Source organism: Microcoleus vaginatus FACHB-2002, assembly GCF_040004035.1.
Taxonomy (GTDB): domain Bacteria; phylum Cyanobacteriota; class Cyanobacteriia; order Cyanobacteriales; family Microcoleaceae; genus Microcoleus; species Microcoleus vaginatus_C.
Map to the genome: position 1 here is coordinate 218160 of NZ_JAMPLN010000007.1, position 14323 is coordinate 232482.

General features: G+C 45.3%; 10 protein-coding genes. 4 read left to right on the forward strand and 6 right to left on the reverse strand.

Features of this window, described 5'->3' with window-relative positions; translation table 11 throughout:
- Nucleotides 1-109 precede the first annotated feature (109 nt).
- The gene (locus tag NDI35_RS09145) at nucleotides 110-502 is read right to left on the reverse strand and encodes a hypothetical protein (RefSeq protein ID WP_445312455.1); all 393 of its coding nucleotides are present in this window, start codon (nucleotides 500-502) and stop codon (nucleotides 110-112) included.
- Here NDI35_RS09145 and proS point away from each other — a divergent pair.
- The 3 genes from proS (at nucleotide 501) to NDI35_RS09160 (ending at nucleotide 7777) form a co-directional block, all read left to right on the forward strand.
- A complete protein-coding gene (gene proS / locus NDI35_RS09150) occupies nucleotides 501-2306 on the forward strand; it encodes a proline--tRNA ligase (RefSeq protein WP_445312456.1) in 1806 nt (601 codons plus the stop codon). The genes NDI35_RS09145 and proS overlap by 2 nt on opposite strands.
- 324 nt (nucleotides 2307-2630) lie before the next feature.
- Nucleotides 2631-5603, forward strand: a complete 2973-nt coding sequence (locus NDI35_RS09155) for an adenylate/guanylate cyclase domain-containing protein (RefSeq protein WP_445312457.1) — start codon at nucleotides 2631-2633, stop codon at nucleotides 5601-5603.
- Between the two features lie 113 nt (nucleotides 5604-5716).
- A complete protein-coding gene (locus NDI35_RS09160) occupies nucleotides 5717-7777 on the forward strand; it encodes an adenylate/guanylate cyclase domain-containing protein (RefSeq protein ID WP_445312458.1) in 2061 nt (686 codons plus the stop codon).
- A gap of 84 nt (nucleotides 7778-7861) precedes the next feature.
- Here the strand turns inward: NDI35_RS09160 and rpmB are convergent, their stop codons facing one another.
- The 5 genes from rpmB to rppA all read right to left on the reverse strand — a co-directional run bounded on the left by rpmB (nucleotide 7862) and on the right by rppA (nucleotide 13048).
- Nucleotides 7862-8098 carry a 50S ribosomal protein L28 gene (rpmB, locus tag NDI35_RS09165; protein ID WP_015177569.1) on the reverse strand — a complete coding sequence of 79 codons (237 nt, stop codon included), beginning with the start codon at nucleotides 8096-8098 and terminating at the stop codon, nucleotides 7862-7864.
- A 172-nt stretch (nucleotides 8099-8270) separates the two neighbouring features.
- Nucleotides 8271-10259, reverse strand: a complete 1989-nt coding sequence (htpG, locus tag NDI35_RS09170; RefSeq protein WP_445312459.1) for a molecular chaperone HtpG — start codon at nucleotides 10257-10259, stop codon at nucleotides 8271-8273.
- Nucleotides 10260-10512: 253 nt separating this feature from the next.
- Complete coding sequence (gene rppB / locus NDI35_RS09175) at nucleotides 10513-11844, reverse strand: two-component system sensor histidine kinase RppB (protein WP_445312460.1); 1332 nt, start codon at nucleotides 11842-11844, stop codon at nucleotides 10513-10515.
- Between the two features lie 197 nt (nucleotides 11845-12041).
- On the reverse strand, nucleotides 12042-12281 hold the full coding sequence (locus NDI35_RS09180) for a hypothetical protein (protein ID WP_445312461.1): 240 nt from the start codon (nucleotides 12279-12281) through the stop codon (nucleotides 12042-12044).
- Between the two features lie 77 nt (nucleotides 12282-12358).
- Nucleotides 12359-13048: a two-component system response regulator RppA gene (gene rppA, locus NDI35_RS09185; RefSeq protein WP_445312462.1), complete on the reverse strand. Its 690-nt coding sequence runs from the start codon at nucleotides 13046-13048 to the stop codon at nucleotides 12359-12361.
- Between the two features lie 206 nt (nucleotides 13049-13254).
- Here rppA and NDI35_RS09190 point away from each other — a divergent pair, with 206 nt between their 5' ends.
- Nucleotides 13255-14259, forward strand: a complete 1005-nt coding sequence (locus tag NDI35_RS09190) for a multicopper oxidase domain-containing protein (RefSeq protein ID WP_445312463.1) — start codon at nucleotides 13255-13257, stop codon at nucleotides 14257-14259.
- The last annotated feature ends 64 nt before the right edge of the window (nucleotides 14260-14323 follow it).

Genomic DNA, 14323 nt, shown 5'->3' on the forward strand with positions numbered 1-14323 from the left:
GATATGGGTTTGGCGCTTACCTAAAGTTGCAGGTTTTTTTGAATCAGGTCATTAGAATGTAACTGCAGGTCATTCAACAAACATGATATCAGGTGCGCCGCAGCGTACCCTACGAATTTTTGCCACAGCATTTACCCTCACAGTTACGAATGCTGCGAATACAGCCGTACTCCTCGAAACGTTGACTGTGTTTGCGAACAGTAGGATAGGCTAGTAAATTGAAAGGAATTCCGGTTAGTTTGTAAAACAATCGACCAGCAGCATGAAAAATATCCCAAATTTCGCTTAAATTAGGTTCTCGAACAAATTCTCCTATTTCATCTTTTAAGGCAAGCCACTGAGATTGCACAGTAGGACAGTGACAATTATCAAATACTGCCATACCTTTTTCGTAGTTTTGCCAAATTTTATTCATATATTTAATCAAATCCGCCTCACGTCTGATAATATCAGAAGTTAATCTGAGATTACAATCATCCGGTATTTTAAGGAAATCAGCCATGCGACTCTCTCAAATGCTTTTTGTCACCCTGCGCGAAGACCCGGCAGAAGCAGAAATTCCCAGTCACAAATTATTACTGCGTGCCGGATACATTCGGCGCATCGGTAGCGGAATTTACGCTTATCTACCTTTAATGTGGCGAGTTCTCAAAAAAGTATCTCAAATTGTGCGCGAAGAAATGGACGCTACCGGCGCTCAAGAATGTCTCCTCCCGCAATTGCAACCGGCCGATTTGTGGCGGGAATCCGGCCGCTGGGATACCTATACTCAAGCTGAAGGTATTATGTTTGCAATGACAGACAGGCAGCAGCGAGAATTGGGACTGGGCCCAACACACGAAGAAGTGATTACTACAATTGCTAAAGATATGATTCGTTCCTATCGGCAATTGCCTTTACATCTTTATCAGATCCAAACTAAGTTTCGCGATGAAATTCGCCCGCGTTTTGGGTTAATGCGCGGTCGCGAATTCATTATGAAAGATGGCTATTCTTTCCACACTAACGAAGAAAGTTTGAAAAAAACTTATCAGGATATGGCTCAAGCTTACAGCAATATGCTGCGCCGATCGGGCTTGCAATTCCGAGCAGTAGATGCTGATTCGGGAGCAATTGGCGGCTCTGGTTCTCAAGAGTTTATGGTGTTGGCTGAAGCGGGAGAAGATGAAGTCCTCTATACTGAAGATGGTCAGTATGCAGCTAATGTGGAAAAGGCTGTATCGATGCCTGCTGATGTGGAACCGTCGCCCTTTGCAACTTTTGAAAAGCGGGAAACGCCGGGAACTGAAACAATTGATAAACTTTGCAAGTTTTTGAAATGTTCTCCGACGCAAGTTGTCAAAAATGTGCTTTACCAAGCTGTTTACGATAATGGCATCACAGTCTTGGTATTGGTAAGCATTCGCGGTGACCAAGATGTGAATCAGGTAAAGTTGCTGAATGAATTGACGAAGTTAGCGGCCAATTATCAAGCTAAAACTGTTTTATTTTTGACTGTTCCCGATGCGGAAGCTCAGCGGAAATGGGCTGCTAAATCTTTACCTCTCGGTTATATGGCTCCCGATGTTGGTGATGATTATATCGCTGGAAGCAAGGAGGTAAACTCTAAGTTTTTGCGTTTGGTCGATCGCACTGCAGTTGACCTGACAAACTTTGTCACTGGTTCAAACGAATCAGGATACCACGTTGTCGGGGCGAATTGGAACAAAGAATTTCCGCTACCAGCAACGGTTGTGGGTGTCAGAACAGCCAAAAAAGGCGATCGGGCAGTGCACAACCCCGAACAAACCTTGCAAAGCGCCAGAGGCATCGAAGTCGGCCACATCTTCCAATTAGGAACCAAATACTCCCAAGCAATGGGCGCCACCTACACCAGCGAACAAGGCGAAGAAATGCCCTTTATGATGGGCTGCTACGGCGTCGGCGTGTCGCGGCTAGCTCAGTCGGCCGTAGAACAATCCTACGACAAAGACGGGATAATTTGGCCAGTGGCGATCGCCCCGTATCACGCCGTCATTAGCATCCCCAATATTTCCGACGCCCAACAAGTAGAAGTCGCCGAAAAACTCTACGCAGAGCTAAACCAATCTGGCATTGAAACCCTACTAGATGACCGCGACGAACGAGCGGGAGTTAAATTCAAAGATGCTGATTTAATCGGCATTCCCTATCGCATTGTTCCGGGTCGTTCGCTGAAAGCAGGCAAAGTTGAAGTTGTGGAAAGAGCATCTCACAAATCACATGAAATTCTCATTGACGAAGTAAATTCTACTTTAAAACAGTGGATTGAAGCCGCCCTCAACTAAGCCTTTATAATTGGTAAGGTGCGCGCACCGCGCACCTACATTTAGGATCGCAAGGTGCGCGGTGTACACCCTACATTAGCTCCCCTCTTGGGAGCATCTCAATGAAAGCACCCCCGCTAGAAATTGGAGTTTGGAGGCAGGATGCAGGAGGAAAGAGGAAGAAAGAAGGAGCCAGAAGAAGTATTGTTACAAATATGAAATGCTCTTCCCTCTTCCCACTTCCTGACATCCGTTACATCCGTCGAGCGAATCCGTTGCCGAACTTCCCTCTTCCTTCTTCCCTTTTCCTTGAGATGTGAAATTATCTAAAACTTAAAACTCGGTATGAATCTGAACCTAAATCAGTTTCTGCGATTCCCTCAATCCCGAATTGGGCGGTACTTAGCTCAAGTAGCTGTCGTTGCTGTCGCTTACGCCGTGGGGGCGAGGCTAGCAATTTCAATTGAAGGTGTTAGTCCCTTTGCTTCCTCGGTGTGGCCGCCTGCTGGAATTGCCCAAGCTGGACTTTTATTGTGTGGGAAAAAAGTCTGGCCTGCCATAGTTTTGGGTACATTTCTGCTAAATTTTGTTAACCCCCATGAGCAGATATTCACGGTTTGGCTGGGAGGAAACGCCGGGGCTATTCTACAAGCTGTTGTTGCAGTAACTGCCCTGGGCTGGATGGGGTTTCGTCCCTCTCTCGATCGCTTGAAAGATGTAGTTAATTTAATCTTGTTTGGCGGTCTAATTTGTACTCAAATCAGTTGCACTATTGGCGCGTTTTCCCTATATTTAGCGGGCAAAGTAGATTGGGCAGAATATTGGTCGGTTCGATGGGATTGGTGGTTGGGAGACACAATGGGAGTCTTAATTTTAACTCCCTTAATCCTAATATTTTTTCGCCCGAAAGTAACCGCCGAGCGTTTAAAAAGACAAACAGACCGCAAGCAAAGATATTTAATTTGGCGAGGAGTATGGTTAATATTATTAATTAGCGTGAGCTGGCTTGTCTTTGTATCGAAAAATGACGCTTCTATTTCTCGTTATCCCCTGGAATATTTGCCGTTTCCTTTTATAATTTGGTCTGCGCTCCAATTCGGTCAACGAGCCGCTGCCCTAGCATCGTTCATTGTCTCAAGCATCGCAATTATGGGCAGTTCTCAGGGAGGGGGGCCGTTCATAGCCAAAGCCGAAAATATCACTCTGGCTATCTTATTTTTGCAAGCTTTTATGGCTGTAGTTACAATTACCTCGCTGTTATTGGCAGCGACGGTAGCTGAACGCGCTGAGGCAGAAAATTCCCTGCGAGAAAGCGAAATTAAATATCGAGAATTGGTGGAAAATGCTAGCAGCATTATTCTGAAATTGGATGCTAATGGCAATATTACTTTCTTTAACGAATTTGCGGAAATATTCTTTGGCTACACTCAGGAAGAAATCATTGGTAAAAATGCAATGGGAACAATTATTCCCCAGACAGACCTCGAAGGGAAGAACTTAGAGTTGGTTTATAGTCAAATTTTACAAAATCCCGATCGCTTTACCAGCTATGAAAATGAAAACCTCCGGCGCAATGGCGATCGCGTTTGGGTATCTTGGGCAAATAAACCCCTGCTTGGTTCAGCGGGAGAAATCCTGGGAATCCTCTGCATCGGCACAGATATCACCGATCGCCGAAAAGCTCAAATAGCGCTGCAAAAGCTGAATGAAAAGCTGGAAATCCGAGTTGAAGAGCGGACAAATGCCCTGAAACAAAGCGAACTTCAGCTACAGAAACAGAAATCGGCATTAATTGATTTAGCCAAAAATAAAGCGCTGAATCAAGGCGACTTAACAAAAGCGCTTCAACAAATAACTCAAACTGCTAGCCGTACTCTGGAAGTTGCCCGATCGAGCGTATGGCTGTACGATCGCACTAAATCCCAGATGGAGTGCCTGGATTTGTTCGATCGCACTCTCAACCAGCACTCACACGGTTTGAAATTAACAGCAGCAGACTATCCTGTCTATTTTCAAGCACTGCGAGAAGAACGCGCAATTGCTGCCTTTGACGCGCAAAAAGATTTTAGAACTAGAGAATTTGCGGAATCTTACCTAATTCCCTTGGGCATCACTTCTATGCTCGATACGCCGATTCAAATAGGCGGAGAAACAGCAGGAGTTCTCTGTTTAGAACACATAGGAAGGCTCCGCCCTTGGACGATTGAAGAACAAAGTTTCGCTGTTTCTCTAGCAGACTCTGTAACTTTCGCAATGGAAGCGCGAGAACGCCAGCGGGCTGAAGAAGCGCTGCGACAAGCTGAAGAAAAATACCGCAGCATTTTTGAAAATGCGATCGTCGGCATTTTTCAAACTACCCCAGATGGGCAATATCTCAGCGCCAATCCTGCTTTGCTTCGCATTTACGGTTACAGTTCACGCGAGGAATTGGTGGGCACACTAACTGATATTAGCCAACAACTTTATGTTGACCCCGATCGCCGCGCCGAGGTTGTCCGCTTAATAGAACAACAAGGCAAAGTATCGGATTTTGAATCTCAAATTTACCGCCGAGATGCCAGCATAATTTGGATTTCCGAAAATACTTATACCGTGCGCGATTCCTACGGAAATTTGCTTTATTACGAAGGTACTGTTCAAGATATCACAACTCGCAAACAAGCTGAGGCAGCTTTGCGCTTAGAACAAGAAAAATCCGACCGTCTCCTGTTAAACATTTTACCACAACCCATTGCCGACAGATTAAAACAAGACCAAAGCATCATCGCCGATACTTTTGCCGAAGTAACAGTATTATTTGCAGATATAGTCGGTTTTACCCAAATTAGTTCCCAAATCTCTCCACCAGAATTAGTTTCCTTGCTTAACGACATTTTTTCCACATTCGATCGCCTAGCAGAAAAGCACGGATTAGAAAAAATTAAAACCATTGGCGACGCTTACATGGTAGTTGGAGGGCTGCCGATGCCCCGCAGCGATCATGCAGAGGCGATCGCCCAAATGGCCCTGGATATGCAGCAGGCAATTATTGACTTCAGCAATACCCACAATCAAGATTTCAGCATCAGAATTGGCATTAACACCGGCCCTGTCGTCGCCGGAGTAATCGGTATTAAAAAATTTATTTACGATTTGTGGGGAGACACCGTTAACACCGCTTCCCGCATGGAATCCCACGGCTTGCCGGGGTGCATTCAAGTCACGTCTGCAATTTATGATATATTGCAGGACAAGTATGTATTTGAAAGTCGCGGCGCGATCGAAGTCAAAGGCAAAAGCCAGATGAACACTTATTTTCTTACCGGTATCAAGTTATAGCATCAGGAAGAATGAAGAAGGAAGAAGTAATATAAGAAGTCAGGTTTCAGAATTAAGAATTTCCTAATCTTCGGGCGCGGTTGCTATAGTTAGTTAAAAATATAACCCTCAGTATGATTCCCCAAAAAATTCATTTTGTGCGATTTCCTCAATCTAGAAATTGGCAATACTTAGCACGAGTAGCTGCCATTGCTTTTGCTTACGCTGTGGGAGCAAAAATAGCTGTTTCAATCCCAGGCATAAATACATTAGGTACGTGCGTCTGGCCACCCGCAGGAATTGCCCAAGCTGCACTTTTATTGTTCGGGCGGCAGGTGTGGCCGGGAATAGCTTTAGGCGTCTTCTTTTTTGATATTTTTAACCAAAAAGTCTCCTTAATAAGCGGATTAGTATCTGCCTTAAGTGCTTGTATGCAAGCTTTTATCGCATTCAGTTTGTTACAGAAACTCAAGTTTCGCCCGTCACTAGAGCGGCTGATAGATGTAGTCAATTTAGTTTTCTTCGGTGCTGTACTTGCCACTCAAATCAACTGCACTCTCGGCACGCTGCGCCTCTGTGTAACTGGTTTACTTGAGTGGAGCGAATATTGGCACATTCTATGGAATTGGTATCTCGGAGATACCTTAGGAGTTTTAATTTTTACTCCCCTGCTGTTAATTATATACAACCAGAAGCCCGCGCCCCGCCCTTCACAAAATACAGGTTCCCAAACAATTGTAAATCGAATCGGTGCCACAATATGCCTGGTGTTATTAGTAACAGTTAGTTGGCTAGTCTACAACTCAAAAAGTGAAGGTAGTATCTCAGGTTATCCCCTCGAATACTTGCCATTTCCCTTGGTAATTTGGGCAACCATTCAATTCGGCCAGGGTGGGGCGGTTTTAGCATCTTTCCTTGTATCCACTATCGCCATTTGGGGCGGTTCTCAGGGAGGCGGCCCTTTTATTGCCAAAGCGGAAAATATCAATCAGGCAATCTTATTTTTGCAGGCTTTTATGAGCGTAATTGTAGTTACATCGCTGCTGTTGGCGGCGACAGTAGCCGAACGCGCATCAGCAGAAAATTCGCTGCGCCAAAGCGAAATTAAGTATCGGGAATTAGTGGAAAATGCTAACAGCATTATTTTAAAAATAGATAGGGCAGGAAATATTACTTTTTTTAACGAATTTGCACAGAATTTTTTTGGTTACGATGAAAAAGAGATAATTGGCAAAAACGCCGTGGGAACAATCATTCCCCAGAGAGATACAAGAGGAAATGACTTGGCAGCCAAGTTGAGAGATATTTTGGAAAACCCAGAACAATATACGCGAAATGAAAATGAAAGTATCCGGCGCAGCGGCGAGCGGGTTTGGGTATCGTGGGCAAATAAACCGCTGTTTGACGCGGCAGGAAAGTTCGCGGGGATGCTGGCAATCGGTACGGATATCACAGACCGCAGGCGGGCTGAAATGGCGCTTTACAAGCTGAATGAAGAGTTAGAATTTAGAGTAAAAGAACGAACTAATGCTCTGAATGAGACTTTAAGTGCACTGCGAGTTCAACAGGAACAATCAGAACGCTTGTTGTTGAATATTTTGCCTGAAGAAATAGCAAATCGGTTGAAGCGGGGAGACAGTACGATCGCAGACACCTTTGCTGACGTTACTGTCTTATTTGCGGACATAGTAGGCTTCACTCAACTCAGTGCGCGAGTTTCTCCAACGCAATTAGTTGCCTTGCTGAATGACATCTTTTCGACATTTGACAACCTAGCAGAAAGGCACGGTTTGGAAAAAATTAAGACGATTGGCGACGCTTACATGGTAGTAGGAGGGCTGCCAATTCCTCGCCAGGATCACGCAGAAGCGATCGCAGAAATGGCTTTGGATATGCAGCAGGCCATTACTGACTTCAGCAATACCCACAATCAAGATTTCAGCATCAGAATCGGCATCAACACTGGCCCGGTTGTAGCCGGAGTTATTGGAATTAAAAAATTTATTTACGATTTATGGGGAGATACCGTTAACACCGCTTCCCGCATGGAATCTCACGGCAAGCCTGGGTGTATTCAGGTAACAGAGACAACTTATCAGCAGTTGCGAGAAAAGTATTCCTTTGAAAACCGTGGCGCGATCGAAGTTAAAGGCAAAGGCCAGATGACTACTTATTTACTAAAATGCCGAAAATAGCTCTAGTAAAGGTTTTTTTCTAAAAGTAAGGGCGATCGCACTCTCAAATGTGCGATCGCCCTCATTTTAATTTAGCCAAGTTTTTTAAAGCTTGTACAGGTTAATTCCAGCTTCCTTCGCCATGATTTCCAAACCCTTGTTTTGCAAGGTTTTAATCGCTTTTGTAGAAAGGTGCAATCGTACCCAGCGCTTCTCCTGCGGCCACCAAACCCGCTTCCACTGCAAATTGGCGTCTTGCAATTTGTGAGTGCGGTGGTGCGAGTGAGAAACTGCAAAACCGTTATTAGCCTTCTTTCCCGTTAGCTGACATTTCCGTGACATATTGCGCTCCAGATTACCGTTTTTTGCGTGCAGCCTTTTATTATATAGCAACAGCGCAGAACCCCCCTAGCCCCCCTTGTTAAAGGGGGGACAAAAAACACCCGATCGCCCGCTCAGCAATAGAAATAAACTCTTACTCCCCCCCTTAGCAAGGGGGGGTTGGGGGGGGTAATTACATGGCACGTTCAGTCAATTTTGTCAAGACTTGATTCGAGCGCTCGACAAAATCCTTCATCCCTTCAGCATCGAAACCCTTCTGGGCCATCAAAGCCAAGTCGTAAACGTGGTGACAAATCATACTCGCCAACTGACTTGACGGAGACTCCCCGCCGCCTTGAATAATCGCACCCTGACTCAAACTCGCCAGATTTTGAATCAGCGGGTGAGAGGTATTCACCAGCAAAACGTGTTCTTCGGGGAATTCGGCCGCTTGCTGCTGCAAAAGCGCCGTCATATCCCGCATCCGGCGTAAAGCTTCCGGCAAAAGTACGATCGCAGGTGGCGTCGCTTCCGCAGAGTCAGACTTCAAAGCTTCTGTGCGAATGTTCACTTTCGGCTTATTGAGAGCTTTTTGGAACATTTCTTTAACTTGTTCGCTGCGAGTCTTATTCGTCGCCGGATCGACAATTTCCGCTTCTTTTTCTTTGTCAATTAGCGTTTCGTCGATGTCGGAATCAACCCGCGAGAATTTGACATCTGAGTATTCTCTTTCCAAGAAGCTGATAAAGTGCGTGTCGATGAAAGAATCCATAAACAGCACTTCTAAACCTTGGCTTTTGTGCATTGCCACGTAAGTTGCTTGAGACGCCGGATCGGTGCAGTAAAAAACGCGATTTTCGTGACGTTTTTGATTGCGTTCCAAATACTCTTTCAGCGTCGTGTAAGGTTGCGTCGAAGTAGAAGTTTCCGACTTCGGAGTGACATCTTGCCACAAATCTCCTTCCTCAGTTTGCACCTGAACTTCCGGCGTTACAGTTTCTGGCTTGTCCGCTGTTGGCTCGTAGGTGCTGCGGTAGATTAAAATATCTTCGACTTGCTTTTTGAACTTGTCATCGTTGAGAGTTCCAAATTTGACAAAAGTGCCGATATCTTGCCAGCAGCGGATGTATTCGTTGCGGTCGTCGCGGTAGAGTTCTTTCAGGCGATCGCCCACTTTTTTCGCAATATAATCAGCGATTCTCCTGACTGTGCGATTGCTTTGCAAAGAACTGCGAGAAACGTTCAGGGGAATGTCGGTACTGTCAATAACTCCCCGCAGCGGCATCAAGAATTTCGGGATAATTTCTTCGCAGTGGTCGCTGACAAAAACCTGGTTGCAGAATAGCTTAATATTGCCTTGGGTAACATCGACATCCGGGCGCAGTTTGGGAAAGTAAAGAATCCCGTTGACAATGAAAGGATAATCTGTATTCAGGTGTACCCACAGCAGCGGCTCGTCTTGGAACGGGTAAAGGTAGCGGTAGAGTTCCAAGTAATCTTCTTTTTGCAAATTGCTGGCTGATTCCCGCCAAATTGCTTTGTGCTTGTTGAGTTCCTCTCCCTCAAATTTGATGGGAACTGGCATGAAATCGCAGTAAGTTTTGATTAACTGCTTAATGCGAGTGGGTTCTAAATATTCTTCTTCTTCGTCTTGGAGGGTAAGAGTAATAGTAGTGCCGCGTTCCGTGCGGGAAGATTCTGATAGTTCAAAAGCGGGAGAACCGTCGCAAGACCAGTGTACTGCTTGGGAGCCTTCTTGGTAAGAAAGAGTATCAATCTGTACTTTCTTAGCCACCATGAAAGAAGAGTAGAAACCTAGACCGAAGTGACCAATGATTGCGTCGTCACCACTGCCTTGGTATTTTTGAATAAATTCTTCTGCGCTGGAGAAAGCGACTTGGTTGATGTATTTTTTTACCTCATCGGCGGTCATGCCGATGCCGTTATCGGAAATTGAGAGGGTTTTGTTTTCTTTGTCGATCGCTATGTTGATTTGCGGTTCGCCCATGTCGCCGCCGTATTCGCCGGAACGGGAAACCATTTTGAGTTTGGCAATGGCATCGACGCCGTTAGAAATTAGTTCCCGCAAGAAGACTTCGTGGTCAGTGTATAGCGACTTCTTGATAATCGGGAAAATATTTTCGGTATGGATTGAGATTGTTCCCTGTTCTAAAACTGTCATAATTTTTCTCTCTGATGACTGCTAATTGCTTAGAAATAGCTATTTAATGATTTTCGGCGATCGTGCTCTCTTCTGCAAAAGGGATTACCACAAAAAGATGATTCGGTTTTCCCCACATCTTGCACAATTCTCAATCAGCCTTTTAAGGGCGGGCAGGATGCCCACCCCACAACAAGAATTACTCTTTGTGGAACAGGCCGGAAAGCCTGTTCTTGAGCATGGTGCAAGATGTCAGTTGCCCTCACATAGTAGCTCACAAAGGCAACTGCAGGAGAAAGGTGCTGCCGGAACCCAATTCGCTGCGGGCGCTGAGGCTGCCGCGGTGGGCGCGGGCTATGGTTTGGGCGATCGCCAATCCCAGTCCCGAACCGCCGGTATGGCGCGATCGATCGCTGTTGACTCGGTAAAATCGATCGAATATTCGTTCTAAATCTGCCGCCGCCATCCCAATACCGGTATCTTGAACCTGAACGATCGCCTCTTGGTGGCTGCAATCTAAAATAACTGTTACTTTGCCGCCCGCCGGAGTGTATTGAATCGCATTAACAATTAAATTAGCAACTAAGCGATAAAGTTGGTCGGAATTGCCGACAACATTTAATTGCTGCTGCACTCGCACTTCGGATGTTAACGCTACCTTAGAAGCGATCGCCATTGCGGCCAATTCCTCGACTAAATCGCTCACCAAGTCATTCAAACAACACAATTGAGGGCGATCGCGTATCGCCTGATTATCCATGCGAGCCAGCAGCAGCAAATCAGCAACTAACTGAGTCAATCGTCGGTTTTGGCGATCGATCGTCCGCAAAATTTCCCGCGCTTCTTTTTCATCTAATTGATGCGTCAACAGCGCCGATTCTACAGTAGCCTGCGAAGCCGCTAAAGGCGTCCGCAATTCGTGGGCTGCATCCGCTGTAAACTGTTGGATTTGTCGGTAGGAAGAATAAATTGGTTTCATGGCCAATCCTGCCAACAACCAACTAGCAAAGCCTATCAAAATCAATGCTGTAGGCAATCCTAATTTCAAAACCCATTTCACTGTACTGAGATAATCATTGAAGTCTTGCAGGCTCCGCCCAACTTGAAAATACCCCCAATCTTGCTGTGTTTGGGTGTGTAGCGCTACAGAAATTTGATGGTAAACATTGCCTTTAGTGTCAGTTATTGTTTGCCAGTATTGGGAGTTAAATTCTCGTGGTAATTCTTCGGGATAAGCGCCTGCTGTAGCAATTAATTTCCCGGAATAATCAAATAAACGAATATAGTAATAGCCTTGGTTGATAGCGCTTAAAATATGGCGGCTTGGCAACTGTTCTTTAATGCCTTTAACTCCCATTAGGCGGAGGTTGGGCAAAAGTTCGTTTACTATTGGCTCCAAGCGTCCGGGCTGCTGCAATTTGAGTTCTAGGCTGTCGTGTAGCGTCCCCGCTACGGATTCTAATTCCCGGTCTATGGCTACCCAGTGAGCGTGGGCGATCGCCTTGTATCCGCCCAATCCCAACAAGCTTAAAATCAAACCCATTACAGCCGCATAGGAAATGGCTAATTGCCAGCGAGTTCGGTTAAATAGTTTATTTTGATTCACCTTTCATATCTTGCTAGTAATTGGTAATGGGTAATTAGTTGAAGATGATATTTTTTTATCTACCGCAGAGGGCGCAGAGAACGCAGAGGAGGAGAAAAGAGAGAATAAGCTTAAACAATAAGGTTTATGACCCCCGTGCGTAATTCCTATTAAAATAAAAATTATCCGGTAAATAATACATTTTTTATATTTGACTGTCATGCCAAATTTTCATGTTTTAAGAGTTCTGCATATTCGCTTATTCCGAGTTCCGCAAGTTGTCGGTCTTCTTCGGCAAATTCGCCGTAGAGTGCAGCTAAGTTAGTTTCATCGATTGCTGCAATAGTAGCTAATCTGGCACGGAATTTTAGGAAGGCAATAAACTCAAATACTTGTTTTAGTTGTTCTAGATCGAGATTTTCTAACTCTTGTTGGATTAAATCTTTCATAGCAGTCATTTTTACGATCGAGTTTTCTATATTATAGCCAGATACTGGAAACGAGATATAATCCGCCCGCTGTTGCCCCTACAGCTTTAATTTCTCATGCGGTATCCGACGCCGTGAACGGTTTCTATTAAATTAGCGCCGCCAACAGACTCAAGTTTGCGCCGCAGCAAGCGCACTTGAGCTGCTACCACATTGCTAAAGCTATCTGCACTCGCCTCCCATAGCTGATTCCGAATTTGGTCAGTGGTAATAATTTGGTTGGGATGTTTCATAAAGTATTCTAGCAGTTGAAACTCTTTGTTTGTTAGAGAAATTATCTGGCTGTTACCACTTCGATCGAGATGGCACACAGTTCGATTTCCGCAGTCCAAAACCAGATTTCCCACCTGTAGCTGTTGCGGTTGAATTTGGGGCGAGCGCCTTTGCAAAGCCCGCAATCTTGCTAACAGTTCCGCCATCCCAAACGGTTTAACTAAATAATCGTCAGCCCCGGCATCTAGTCCCGCAACTTTATCTTCCATTCGGTCTTTTGCTGTTAGCATCAAGACGGGCAATGCGCTATTTTTAGCACGCAATCTCCGCAGCAGTTCCAATCCTGACAATCCTGGTAGCAACCAGTCAAAAATAGCTAGGTTATATTGCGTCCACTGACTGTCTAAATATTCCCAAGCTTCACTGCCATCCAAAGCCCAATCAACTATATATTTTTCCTGCTTTAAAGTGCGATCGATCGCTTTCCCTAAATCTGGCTCATCTTCAACTAGCAAAACTCTCATAACTCTAATTTATAGGGGTAAATCCTTATACATTGTTAGGGATCGGCAGCATCTACCCCAACCTCTAACCTCACATACTGAGATGAAATCAGCATGAAATTTTATGAATTCGCAGAAAAAGAGAACAGTTGACAATAATTGACAACAAGCTGGTAATGTCTTATAATCAACCACGAGTGAATTTTTGAGAAAATTTTTCAATAAGTATGACAGATTTATCCGATCGCCCCCCCATGAAAAAGCCGGGGCGCTGGAGTCGCCGCCAACTGCTACAGCTAGGAATAGCTGGGGCTGGGGTAGCGGGCGGCGCGATCGCACTTCAAAACTTGACTCGCAAACCGACATCAGTCGCGAGAATACCGCCTATGCCCGCAGATGCACTCACCGTCAGCAATATCAACCCGATGCAAATTGCGCGGGATTTTGATTACGGCACGGTGACGCACGAAAACGGGCGCACGGTTCGGGAATTTCGTCTGGAAGCTAATACTTCGATCGTCCAACTTAACAGCGCCGTCACTTTCAACACCTGGAACGTCAACAATCGCGTGCCGGGGCCGACATTAAGGGCAACAGAGGGCGATCGAATCCGCGTCATTTTTTATAACAAAGCCGGAGATTCTCATTCGCTGCACTTTCACGGCGTTCATACCAGCGAAATGGATGGCGTTAAACCAGTGAAACACGGTTCGGTATTTATTTATGAATTCGATGCCAATCCCTACGGAGTGCATCTATATCACTGCCATATTGAGCCCGTAACTCGCCATATAGGTAAAGGACTCTATGGAATGTTCATCATCGATCCGCCAAAACCCCGCGCTCCCGCCGATGAAATCTTGTTAATCATGGGAGGATACGACGTAAACGACGACAAAAAAAACGAGCTTTACGCTTTTAACGGGTTGCCCAATTATTACATGAACAACCCGATACCTATTTACCGAAATCAGCTAATCCGGCTGTACGTTCTCAACCTAATTGAGTACGAAGCGGCAGTAACCTTCCACCTGCACGCAAACTTTTTTGACGTATATCGCACGGGAATGACTTTAACTCCCAGTGAAAGAACGGATGTAATCACAATGGGAGTAGCTGAACGGCATATTTTAGAATTTACCTACGGCTACCCTGGAAAATTTATGTTTCATCCCCATCAAGATGCGATCGCCGAAGCAGGCTGCATGGGGGTATTTGAAGTCATCACTTAAACCAAATCCTGCTACCACGGTGCGCCGATTCAAATAAAGAAAGTATGAAATTATTTGACAAGCT

Excerpts from the sequence above, each read along its gene's own strand:
- proS (WP_445312456.1), top strand. The coding sequence starts at position 501 with ATGCGACTCTCTCAAATGCTTTTTGTCACCCTGCGCGAAGACCCGGCA.
- NDI35_RS09145 (WP_445312455.1), bottom strand. The coding sequence starts at position 502 with ATGGCTGATTTCCTTAAAATACCGGATGATTGTAATCTCAGATTAACT.
- NDI35_RS09155 (WP_445312457.1), top strand. The coding sequence starts at position 2,631 with ATGAATCTGAACCTAAATCAGTTTCTGCGATTCCCTCAATCCCGAATT.
- NDI35_RS09160 (WP_445312458.1), top strand. The coding sequence starts at position 5,717 with ATGATTCCCCAAAAAATTCATTTTGTGCGATTTCCTCAATCTAGAAAT.
- rpmB (WP_015177569.1), bottom strand. The coding sequence starts at position 8,098 with ATGTCACGGAAATGTCAGCTAACGGGAAAGAAGGCTAATAACGGTTTT.
- htpG (WP_445312459.1), bottom strand. The coding sequence starts at position 10,259 with ATGACAGTTTTAGAACAGGGAACAATCTCAATCCATACCGAAAATATT.
- NDI35_RS09180 (WP_445312461.1), bottom strand. The coding sequence starts at position 12,281 with ATGACTGCTATGAAAGATTTAATCCAACAAGAGTTAGAAAATCTCGAT.
- rppA (WP_445312462.1), bottom strand. The coding sequence starts at position 13,048 with ATGAGAGTTTTGCTAGTTGAAGATGAGCCAGATTTAGGGAAAGCGATC.
- NDI35_RS09190 (WP_445312463.1), top strand. The coding sequence starts at position 13,255 with ATGACAGATTTATCCGATCGCCCCCCCATGAAAAAGCCGGGGCGCTGG.